The organism is Shewanella sp. Isolate11 (assembly GCF_022398315.1).
Lineage (GTDB): Bacteria > Pseudomonadota > Gammaproteobacteria > Enterobacterales > Shewanellaceae > Shewanella.
The window spans coordinates 94,676-106,643 of the sequence record NZ_JAKEVF010000001.1; the positions used below are offsets into that span (position 1 = coordinate 94,676).

Genomic DNA, 11,968 nt, shown 5'->3' on the forward strand with positions numbered 1-11,968 from the left:
CCTGGTTATTTGTTGTGAACTTAATGTTCACGTAGGGCAGTATCTCTTGCCCTCAAAATTGGATTAAGTATGTACTCTAAAACGGATCTTTGCCCAGTAATTACATCCACGGACGTTAGCATCCCTGGAATAATGGGCATTAAAGTTCCATCGTTTTTGGTCAAACTTGATAGTTCAGTTCTAACCCTTACAAGATAGAAACTGTTTCCCTCTTCGTCCTGTGTTGTATCGGCACTAATGTGCTCTACAACGCCGTTTAGACCGCCATAACGGGTAAAGTCATAGGCCGTCACTTTGACAACGGCGGGTAAGCCAGGATGTAAAAATGCGATATCTTTTGGCAGAATTTTGGTTTCGATGAGGAGTTGGTCTTCCGATGGGACGATTTCGATAATATCTATCCCAGGCTGAACCACACCGCCCAAGGTGTTTATATGAACTGTTTTAATGGTGCCATTAACCGGTGACACAATCTCAGCTTTACTGACTTTATCTCTAGCTCCGACTTGAGCTTCATTAATTCGAGATAAACGGGTTTGCATCTCATTGAGTTGCTTACGAGTATCGGCAGCAAATACTAACAAGGCTTCGCGGCGCTTTAAAATAGCTTCATCTTGTGAGGCTTTTAATTTAGGGCGTAGTAGGCGTAATGACGATAATTCACCTTGAATGTCATTCACCATACGTTCGAGTTTTAGCAGCTCAACTTCGGGTACTACCCCTTTATCTGCTAAAGGTTTCGTCAGATCTAACTCTCTACTGGCTAGACGAAAACTAGTGGTTAAAGTGTCGATTTTAGATGCGAGTTCTTGAGTTTCTTGCTGTTTCTGCTGAATTTGTCGTGCAAGAATTTCAAGCTGGTTGCTGAGATTATCTAGCCGCCCTTCATATTCCTCATTCTGTCTACGAACTAGGTCGGGTTCGTTGTCGATTAATGATTGGCTAAACTGCAGTGGACGTTTAACAATTTGTACTTGTTGACGCCAGTCGGTGGCAACGGTAGAAATAGTAATACTGTTAAGTTCAGTGCGTAGACGCAAAACGTTGGCTTGTAAGCTATAGACTTCCTGTTCTTGCTGGGCAAAATCAGATTTAAAGCGGGTATCATCGATACGCACCAAAGGTTGTCCTTTAGTAACCGTCATCCCTTCTTGGACATATAATTCTTTCATGATCCCACCATCTAAACTCTGAATAACTTGAATTTGAGAAGAAGGGATCACCTTACCAGTGCCTGTCGTCACTTGATCCAATTTTGAGAAACCTGCCCATATCAGAAAGCACACAGCAAATGCGGTAAGTGACCAAATGATCAATCGATGACTGGTTGGAGCATCAGTGAGCATGGCACCATAAACATCATCGACCATCTCTAAATCTTGACTGGTGATATGTTTACTCATTGCTTTGGCCCTCCGGAGATCAATCCATTGGCAAGTTGGTTGAGTACGGTTTCTTTTGGACCGTCGGCAACCAGGTGACCTCTATCGAGTACTATGATGCGATCGACGAGGTTAAGTAGATGCATTTTGTGAGTAATCAGCAGCAATGTGCGCTCTTTAGCGACATTACCCATAGCTCGGACAAATTGCTTTTCCGCTCGGGCATCTAAACTCGCGGTAGGTTCATCCATCAATAATACTGGAGGATCGTTCAGGGTTGCTCTGGCTAGAGCAATGGTTTGTCTCTGCCCACGAGATAGCGCCTGCCCCCCTTCACCTACCTGTTGATCTAAGCCTTCTGTTTCGATATCGGTAAACTGGTTAACCCCTGAAAGCTGAACGGCGCGGATGAGTTGATGCTCAGTCACTTGTCGAGTACCAAATAATATGTTGTCACGAATGGTGCCGTGAAACAGGGTGATATCTTGAGGCAAATAACCGAAGTTACGACGTAGATCGGTCGGATGAATTTGTGCTGAATCTAAGCCGTCATATCTTAGACTGCCCTTAGAGGGTTGATATAAACCGACAAGCAGTTTAGCTAGGGTGCTTTTTCCTGAACCATTACGACCGATAATGGCTACTCGTTCACCCGGATCAATGGATAATGACATTGGGTGGAGTACTGGGCGTTCAGAACCAGGGTAGTTGAAGCTGATGTGATCGGCATTTATCTGGCCTTGAAGGCGTTGTTTACTAACCAAGTGTCCCTTATTCTCAAACTCGCTTTCTTGCTCCATTATTTGATTCAATTGACGCAGGGCACTGGCAGTGTGATTACCGCGGGTCATCAATCCGGCAAGTTGTGCCATAGGCGATATTGCTCGGCTAGACAAGATTACCGCGGCGATGATACCCCCCATTGATATCGCATTATCTGATACTCGGTATACCCCAAGAATCACTACGCAGACAACGGTAAGCTGTACTGTAAAATTGGCTAAATTGGTAACTGAAGTTGATATTTTTTTGGCTTTAAGCTGCCAGTTCGCAGTATGACCAATCATTTGCTGCCAACTTTTTTGTACCAAACCTTCGGCACCGCTGGATTTAATAGACTCTAATGCAGCGAGAGATTCAATTAAGTGACCATGCTTTACACTGGCAAACTTACTGCTTTCTTCTATCGCAGCCTTGAGCCTCGGTTGCATGATAAGCGTATAGGCAAGAATGATGAGGCCACCGAGCAGTGGAATAACTGCTAAATCACCCGATACGATATAAATGATAATTAAGAAAAATACGGCAAAGGGCAGATCAACCAAAGTGGTAATAGTTGCTGATGTTAGGAGCTCTCGAATATTGTCAAACTCTCCCATCTGTCTCGCCATACCTCCAATACTAGAAGAACGCTTTTCCAGCGGGACGCCAATGACTTTAGCAAATAGCTTGGAGGAGACAATAATATCGACTTTTTTGCCTGCGACATCGATTAAGTAAGCCCTTAGTTGGCGCATGATAAGGTCAAAAATATAGGCGATACCTGCACCAATAGCTAAAACCCACAAAGATTCGAACGCGAGATTAGGCACCACTTTGTCATAAACATTCATGATAAACAGGGGGGAAACCAGTGCAAAAATGTTGACTAATACAGAAGCGATTAGCGCATCACGATAAATGGGGGCGGAGTCTTTCAGGGTTTGTAATAACCAATGAGTTTTACTTTCGTGCAGGTGAAGATTTGAGCCAACATCACCACGATATTGCTGTTTGACCATGAAGAGATAGCCAACATACATCGCTTCGAGTTCTTCAAGAGACAGTTTTTGTTCGCCACCTGTTTCAGGCAGTTGGATGATGGCATGTTGTTTATCGAAATCAATTTCTCGTAACAAGCAGGCTTTCTGATCTTTAAGTAATAAGATACAAGGTAAAAAAATCGGTGAGACTTGGTCTAAACCTTTGCGAATAAGTTTTGCAGTGAGTCCGGCTCTGCCTGCCGCTTGAGGTAATAATTCAGGCGTTAAAATATTACCAGCCAGTGGTAAACCTGCGGCTAATGATTCGCTTGAGCAGGGAGAACCGAAATATTCGGTGAGTAAAATTAAACTGTCTAATAATGGATCAACAGTCACTTTTTGTGAGGCTGAAACGGTCCACTGTTCAGTTTTTGGAGACGCTGTTGATTGCATCTTAAAAACTTATCCTTAAGATTTTATTAAAATTATTAGTTTGAATTAAAGTATAGAAGTAATACAGAAACTTACCAAAAGTATTTATAACACAATAGTTTATTCAAATTAATCATTAGTTGTTAATTTAATGTTTATGATACTTGATTAGCGCGAATTAGTAGCCATAAATTGAGATATAAATTTCAAATCGATAATTAAAAGAGCTAAGCATGTTTAATGTGCTTAGCTCTTTGTCATGAACAACCAAAATAGGCGTTCAATAGTCTAGGGAATGTTCTCTGTTATCAGGGTATGATTATCAAGCAGATGTTGAATTACAGTGCTATCACTCCCCTGGCCTGATAAGTCAACATCACTTAAAACGATAGTTAGAGACTCTTCCAAGCCACCATTCGCATGTATGGTGATTACTGTGTCTGTGTTGCCATCGTTATCATAATCTGTGAATTCGAAGTCAAGGTAAGCATCTAGCGTTGTCGCGTCAGTACTGCCTGCACCTACTCCGGTTAAGATTTCAGAGATATTAAGTGAATCAACGCCATCTTCGAAGTTATAAACGAGATCAGTGCTGCCATCAGCTGAACCCGCTTCCCATACTATGGTGTCAGCATCGTTATCGATACCAGCGTCTATCAAATCAGAACCTTGGCCACCGTATAGGATATCATTCCCTGTGCCACCATCAATTGTGTCGTCTCCGATTCCGCCAAGAATGGTATCGTTTCCGGCACCGCCATCGATAGTGTCATTACCTGAGCCGCCAAGTAGTACATCATCACCATCAAGGCCGAAAATCATATCGTCGCCTTCACGACCATAGATGTCATCATTTAAGTTAGCACCCGTAAGAGAGTCTCCCTCTGTGGTACCAAATATTAGGTTGTTGATGTCATCTGTTCCCGTAACTGTAATGGCATTATCTGGCAAGAGTTCGTGGGTGAATTCGGCTTGAACAAAGCGTGCCTGCCAGTTACCACCATTATTATCATAGTAAGTGATAGTCCATTGATCGCCAGCATCAACAGAATGATCGCTTAGATATTGGGCTAAATTAATTGGGTTATTAGGATCTATCACCGAGGAATCATTCGGATCTGCACTCCAGATATTACTGTAGTCAATACTGGCTTTCATTAATTCAGAATCACTATCGTAGTGCCAATCATCGACACCATTATCTGCAGCAAGAACGATAAAAATTATGCCATTGATAGTAAGTGATACAGATACCTCTGTTTCTCGTCTATCGCCAACGGTTGGATTAACTGTGTCGTAATAATCTGCGATAGCATCTTCTCTTTCATCGATAGGAATTGGTTTATCAAAAGGTGTTTCTTGAAAGTCGGTGAAAATATCAAGTGTTCCAGCTGAGGCGTTAGTGTTTATAGCTTCAGCAAGAGTATCACTAACCGTGAGAAGAGCATCTTGATCATTGCCAGACGTTAGTGGCGACTTTCCTCCTCCAATAATTACGGTGTTAATGTCAGAACTGTTTGCTGGAACGCTATGAATAATAAACACTCCATCAACTGATTGACCGCCAGAGTTAATGGTAAAGGTCAATGATACATCCACTTGATCAATAGCATCGGTATTATCACCCGGTACATAAACCAAGGTACTTAACTCTGAAGCAGAAAGCTCAACTGGGTTAAAAAAGTCATATTCTAATGCACTGTTACTACCATCTGGCATATACCAAATTTGACCGAGCTCAACGTCATTGGGAGAGCTAGCAGCATTTGTATTTTCAAGGATTAATGCTGTAATGGTCATCTCATCAGTGGCATCCACATCAATAGGAATAGGGATATTAAGTGGGTAACCCAGAGCATATGGATCGGCTAATTGAGCAGGATCTGCAGGAACCCAAATTTCTTTAGAGAATTCACCTTGAATAAGGTCTTCTTGACCATTGATTGTTATGGTAACGGTTTCTGTATCGGTGGCACCAAATTCATCAGTGACAGTCACATCAAAACTTAGCGTGATGGTTTCGTTAACATCCAAAAATTGAATTAAGTCATTGTCAATTTCGTATAGCCAATTACCATTATTATCGACACTGAAACCAGCTTTCAAGGTGGTAGCTAAGTCACTGAAACCATCAACTACAACATCCGTGTTATCACTCTGATGCCAAGTTATATCGTTGCCATCGTGTGCAGCACTGAGTGTTGGTTGATTGTTGACTATATTATCGACATCATTGACGGTCAACGTACCACTATCACTAATTTTACCATCGTTAACATCAATGTCTTCTGTCACTGAACCCGAAGCACTATCGCCATTTTCCAGCGAGATAATAGGGCTGTCGTTGGTGCCTTGAATATTAATGGTGACAACAATGGTGTCGGTGGCGCCGAATTCATCGGTGACGGTGACGACAAACTTCTCGGTGGCCGATTGACCTTCAGCGAGGGAGTCCGCAGTGCCATTATTTAAGTCGTAGGTCCACGCGCCTGTTGCAGGGTCAATATCGAAGCTACCGTAATTCGTGGTATTGCTTAGGTCGTCGGCGAATGACCAAACTGGGTTGTTGGCGATGATGGTATCAACATCGCTGACGGTGAGCGTGCCACTGACCTGAGGCGTGCCAGGAACCACTGTGCCGTCATCTAGGTTACCCGCTTCAACGACATTGCCTGAGTTACTGTCGCCATTTTCCAGCGAGATAATAGGGCTGTCGTTGGTGCCTTGAATATTAATGGTGACAACAATGGTGTCGGTGGCGCCGAATTCATCGGTRACRGTGACRACAAACTTCTCGGTGGCCGATTGACCTTCAGCGAGGGAGTCCGCAGTGCCATTATTTAAGTCGTAGGTCCACCCACCTGTGGTGGGGTCGATAGCGAAGCCGCCGTAGGTACCCTCATCATCGCCACTCCAAGTCAGTACTGCGCCGTTATCGACATCGGTGGCTGCCAGTGTGCCGCTGACCTGCGGTGTCCCTGGAACGACTGTACCGTCATCTAAATTACCGGCCTCGACAACGGTACCGGCATCATAACCATCGGTAGGTGTATCTCCTGGTGGTGGAGTGATCACTGGAGCATCGTTAGTACCCGTAATGGTTACCGTGACCATTTGGGTATCGGTAGCACCAAATTCATCAGTAACGGTAACCAAGAATTGTTCTACGACCTGTTCGCCCTCAGCCAGACTGTTGCTGGCGGCATTATCAAGGTTGTAAGTCCACTCACCTGTGGAAGGGTCGATAGCGAAGTCGCCGTAGGTACCCTCAGCATCGCCACTCCAAGTCAGTATTGCACCGGTATCAACATCTCCAGCAGTTAAAGTGCCGCCTGTGGTTTGTGGGCCCGATTGAATCTCACTGTCTTCTTGGTATTCAGTTACTGCGCCCGTGGCGTCTGCTTGAGATGAGGTGATAATTGGGCTGTCGTTGGTGCCTTCAATGGTGATAATGACTTCACGGGTATCAGTGCCACCAAACTCATCGGTGACGGTGACTAAGAAGGTTTCTGTGACAGAAGTACCTTCGGCTAAGCTATCGGCCAAGCTGTTATCTAAGTTATAAGTCCACTCGCCAGTCGCTGGATCGATAGAGAAGCTACCATAAATACCCGCAGCATTACCGCTCCAGGTGAGTACTGCACCATTATCTATATCAGTGGCTGCAAGTGTACCGCTGACCTGAGGTGTACCCTGAACTACAGTACCATCATCTAAATTACCTGCCTCGACAACGGTACCGGCATCATAACCATCGGTAGGTGTATCTCCAGGTGGCGGAGTGATCACTGGACCATCATTGGTACCAGTGATGGTGATAGTGACCATCTGGGTGTCGATAGCACCAAACTCGTCGGTGACCGTGACTAGGAATTGTTCTACGACCTGTTCGCCCTCAGCCAGACTGTTGCTGGCGGCATTATCAAGGTTGTAAGTCCACTCACCAGTTGTGGGATCGATAGCGAAGTCGCCGTAGGTACCCTCAGCATCGCCACTCCAAGTCAGTACAGCACCCGTATCGACATCGGTTGCAGTTAATGTGCCGCTTGCTGTTTGTGGGCCCGATTGAGTATCACTATCTTCTTGATATTCGGTAACTGCGCCCGTGGCGTCTGCTTGAGATGAGGTGATAATTGGGCTGTCGTTAGTGCCTTCAATGGTGATCACTACCTCACGGGTATCTGTAGCACCAAACTCATCGGAGACGGTGACTAAGAAGGTTTCGGTAACAGAAGTGCCTTCAGCCAAGCTATCGGCCAAGCTGTTATCTAAGTTATAAGTCCACTCGCCAGTCGCTGGATCGATAGAGAAACTACCAAAATTACTTGCACCATTGACACTCCAAGTCAGCGCAGCAGCGGTATCAATATCAGTTGCTACAAGCGTTCCACTAATTTGAGGAGTGCCGGGAACTAGGGTGCCATCATCTAAATTACCGGCTTCGATAACTGTACCAGCATCATAGCCATCAGTAGGTTCACCGCTAGTTGGAGGCGTAATAACCGGTGCATCATTTGAGCCTGTGATAGTGATTGTTAATGGTACTAAAACAGAATCACCATCTGTATCGGTAAGAAGGTAGTTGAAGGTTTCGGTAATCTGATCGCCTTCAGCAAGAGCTTGTACGGCAGTTGAGGTACTATTTAGCTGATAGGTATAATTTCCATCGCTGGTTAAGGTAAGTACGCCGAATTCACCTTGTATGCTTGTTGTACCGTTGATGGTTGATGCATCACCTTGGTTGTTAGTGACACTTGCAATTGACGCATTATCGGCGCCTAACGTGTCATTATCTAATAGGTTTCCTGCAACTTGTGCTGTTTGATCTTCACCTAGGCTATTGGCATCGGCTACGCCTGTAGGTTGATCATCAATAATGTTAACGGTAATTGAGCCTGAAGCAGTATTACCTTCGTTGTCGGTTAGTTCAATATTAAATACTAATTGCAGCTGATCATTGGCACTATGATCGACACTCGATCCTAAGGCATAGTCATAAATAAATTGACCCGTTGTACTATCAAAACCATTAATAGTTAACACGCCATTTGGTGTGTTAACAACGATAGGGCCATTGAACTGGCCATTGGAGATGATATCTGTGCCATTAATGGTCAGAGTTGCAATTCCTGCTTCGGCATTGGCTTGAATGTTTGAGGCTAGTTGCGTTAGTAGTGCAGATGGATCACTACCCTGAGGCAGGTTGGCCTCGAATATTGAGAAACTGGCTGACGATACGCTGGGCGCTGCAAATACGGGTAAAGGTTCAACAGGTAAAGTAGTGTCTGGAGTGGCCGCTGCAAGCGGGCTAACACCAGATGTATCCCAACCTGAGCCTGCTAAGGTTTCATCACCTACACGACCAAGAGCGACAAAATAGGAGTCTCCTTGGTTTGCAAGGCCAATGCCTGCGGCGGTTTCTGGTAGGCCTTCAGTCGGATCTTCACCGGCAAGAATTTGTGCTTGTAGTGCTGCGATTTCGGCATCGACTTCGGCTTGTGGTGTTGCAGCACTTTCAGGAGTTGGCATCGATGGCATATCACCATTACCATTTGCGGCATGCTGTTCTATTTCAGACGGCGATAAACTCGCTTGAGTCGCTGAGGAGCCGTCTTCATATTCCAAGTTAAACTGCACTTTTGGAGTAAATATGAGTTGTTCACCAGCGTGAATGATATCGCCGATAGTGACATTTCTGATATTACCTTGCTCATCTTTAACTTTTAGTTGGCCAACAAGGTTAATAACGACTGCGTCTTGAGTTGTAATTGATGCGCCCATAATGATTTCTCGCAATACCACAGAATAATAAATTAGAGCAGACAAAAACCGCATCATAAGTGATGCATAACTCTAACTAGTAATATGTTGTTTAAAATTTATCTATGTAATTGTGGATGGCTTTGAAATAGTGTCAATAGGCTGTTAAATCGTACAAAAAATAAGCAATCAAATAGTTGTTTATAACTTTTTGTTAACGTGTTGTTTTTGAAGAGATAGTTTTACTCGGCTTGGTAAATAAGTAAAGTCTTAAGCAATATTCGCTGATTATTATGGCTCCATATTCCAAAACGTTATAAAAAAAGCGTCAAAAAAATGCCGCCTGACGGTAACTGTATAAAGCAGCATTCTGTTCTCCGAGGTGTTCTTGTGCTTCCGCTAGTGCTAGCCAATAGTGTTTTGAAGGCGCAAGATCACAGGCTTTTCGCCACCATTTTTGTGACTCTCGGAACTCTTTACTTTGATCATATAGGCTGGCGATACAGGCTTGATAGTCAGGATTTTCAGCGTATTGTTTTTCCAGTTCAAATATCTGCTTTCTGGCATCGAGATCTGCAGGAGTTAATAGGTTAACAATAGCCTTTAATACCTCTTTATTCGGCTCACTTTTCAATGACTTAAGTAGGGTCTTTATTGCTTCTTTTTTACGGTCAAATTGCGCGATCCCTAGCGCGTACTGGGCGATAAAGCAAGCTTGCTTTCTTTCAGATCTACTTAACCAATGCCAGGCTTTCTCCAGTTCTTGCTCATTTTTACCTGCTGCAGATGATAATAATGCTAGGTTAGTTTGTGTATTGAGTTGCTCAAATTCTTCTTGTGAAAGTAGGTTTCTCTTTTTAATGATGGGTAAAATCAGCTTGAGTGCATTCCAATCTTGTTGAACTTGATAAAGCTCTAAAGCGAGTAATAACACAGGATGCTTACTCTTACTCGTTGGATTTAATTTATCCAATATGGCTCTGGCTTGATCTAGTTCACCTTGCTGAAGTAAATAGCGTAAACGTGTAGTTTGAACCGCTTTACTCGCCTGGGGATCTTTTTCCGCTTCTAGTAAATAGTTGTCCCGAGCCTGATTATTGTTTTGATGTTGTGCGGCTCTCGCTGCGGCTAACAAATTAAGTGCAGGAATTTCACCTTTATCAGCACCTCTAGCCATAGCTTGTTCTGCGCCAGCCCAATCTTCCTCTGCCAATGCCAGTGCACCTTGTAAGGTGTGCTTTCGGGCTTTTTTACGACGCCATTTCTCAGGTAATAAGCGACTATTTAAAATGATATTTAGCATCCAAACGATAATCGATTCGATGCAAACAAGTACTGCATAAAATAAGATGGCAGCAAATACGGCGAAGATCAGGCTGGTTTCTAGTTCATAATCACCGATGGCTAAATAGAGATAACCGTTAAATCCAGACAAATAAGGACTAATGATTAACCCAATAAGAATTATCGCAAGATATATCAGTAGTTTTATCATTGTCTCGCCCCTCTTTCAGTGACTAAACTGCCGTGAGTTACCAGCTGTTGTAAGAGAGGAGTCGAGGCAAATTGACTAATATTGGGTGACTGTAACTCTAAGGTGATTAAGGCATCCAGTGCCGATAAGGTTTGTTCTGTCTTGTTATCTTTAAGGTCGAAATATTGATAAATCCACTTGCGTGCCAGGCTGATGGAATTGCGATAATTGACCTGATCTTGACGGAACAAGGCTAGTTGAGCCTGCAACAGCTTATTTCTTATATTTTCGACCAGATACCACTGTTGATCAGGTGCCAGTAGCGGCGCATGATCGGTTGTGCGTTTACGGATAACCACAAATTGCTCGACTAAGGCTTGCCATGATTTCGCTAAATTAGTTTGCCAATCCTCAAGCGAGTCGGTCATTACTGTATCTTCTGTGGGCTTAATTTCTGCCTGAGCACGGTTTAATTTCAGCTTGTTAATATTATCTATCATGCTATCTAGTCTTAACACTGTTCCGGCGACATCGGTTGTTTTAACGGCTGCGACGGTTGCCATATCTTCTGCGATGGCCTTACGCAATGGCGTTAATGACGGATCTTTCATGGTTTCGATCCGGTCGTCCGCAGTTTGTAGCAATGACAGTGCGGTTTGAGGATCCTTCTCTAGCCACAATTTGCTGCCAGCCATTCTGACTAGATACTTGGCTTCTTCTGCCATCCAATGATTAGGATTTTGTTGTGCGAGTTTATCTATTTGATCTTGTAGCTGGTTTTGTGCACCGCTCAATTGAGAGAATTTATTACTGACATCGCGTTCGCTATTACGTTGTTGCTGTTCTAAATGAGTAATACGCGTGAGAGGATCGTCTAACCCCTGTTGAACTTGTGCTGCGAGTTGCGCCGATTTTTGCTTTTGAATGGTAAGTTCTTGGTACAGGTAGAATCCACCTGCGGAAGTGGCGAACAGTAATAGTAGGATAAACACCAAGTTAAACAAAAATCCCCACGTAACCCCTTTTGAAATAGTTTTGTCGTTGGGATATTCGGTTGAAGGAGAAGAGGGCGAAGTGTCTGCAAAGGTCGCATCTTCGGCCTGAGTTTTGTCTGGCGCAGGCGTGACGGCGTTGCTTTGTTGCGTATTCTTGTCCATTCAACAGATCCTTGAAGATGA

At 43.9% G+C, this 11,968-nt stretch carries 5 protein-coding genes; all 5 read right to left on the reverse strand.

The genetic code is table 11. The annotated features are described in order from the left end of the window. Positions 1-20: 20 nt before the first annotated feature. A complete protein-coding gene (locus tag L1D21_RS00450; protein ID WP_239843248.1) occupies positions 21-1,403 on the reverse strand; it encodes an HlyD family type I secretion periplasmic adaptor subunit in 1,383 nt (460 codons plus the stop codon). Further along, positions 1,400-3,577 carry a type I secretion system permease/ATPase gene (locus L1D21_RS00455; protein ID WP_239843249.1) on the reverse strand — a complete coding sequence of 726 codons (2,178 nt, stop codon included), beginning with the start codon at positions 3,575-3,577 and terminating at the stop codon, positions 1,400-1,402. The genes L1D21_RS00450 and L1D21_RS00455 overlap by 4 nt, the downstream gene beginning before the upstream one ends. Positions 3,578-3,844: 267 nt before the next feature. Then, on the reverse strand, positions 3,845-9,337 hold the full coding sequence (locus L1D21_RS00460; RefSeq protein WP_239843250.1) for a retention module-containing protein: 5,493 nt from the start codon (positions 9,335-9,337) through the stop codon (positions 3,845-3,847). 307 nt (positions 9,338-9,644) lie between these two features. Next, complete coding sequence (locus tag L1D21_RS00465; protein ID WP_239843251.1) at positions 9,645-10,811, reverse strand: heme biosynthesis HemY N-terminal domain-containing protein; 1,167 nt, start codon at positions 10,809-10,811, stop codon at positions 9,645-9,647. Next, positions 10,808-11,947 carry a uroporphyrinogen-III C-methyltransferase gene (locus tag L1D21_RS00470; RefSeq protein WP_239843252.1) on the reverse strand — a complete coding sequence of 380 codons (1,140 nt, stop codon included), beginning with the start codon at positions 11,945-11,947 and terminating at the stop codon, positions 10,808-10,810. The genes L1D21_RS00465 and L1D21_RS00470 overlap by 4 nt, the downstream gene beginning before the upstream one ends. Positions 11,948-11,968 lie beyond the last annotated feature (21 nt).

What these genes read in the sequence shown, in the direction of transcription:
- L1D21_RS00470 (WP_239843252.1), bottom strand. Translation starts at nt 11,947, where the DNA reads ATGGACAAGAATACGCAACAAAGCAACGCCGTCACGCCTGCGCCAGAC.
- L1D21_RS00455 (WP_239843249.1), bottom strand. Translation starts at nt 3,577, where the DNA reads ATGCAATCAACAGCGTCTCCAAAAACTGAACAGTGGACCGTTTCAGCC.
- L1D21_RS00465 (WP_239843251.1), bottom strand. Translation starts at nt 10,811, where the DNA reads ATGATAAAACTACTGATATATCTTGCGATAATTCTTATTGGGTTAATC.
- L1D21_RS00450 (WP_239843248.1), bottom strand. Translation starts at nt 1,403, where the DNA reads ATGAGTAAACATATCACCAGTCAAGATTTAGAGATGGTCGATGATGTT.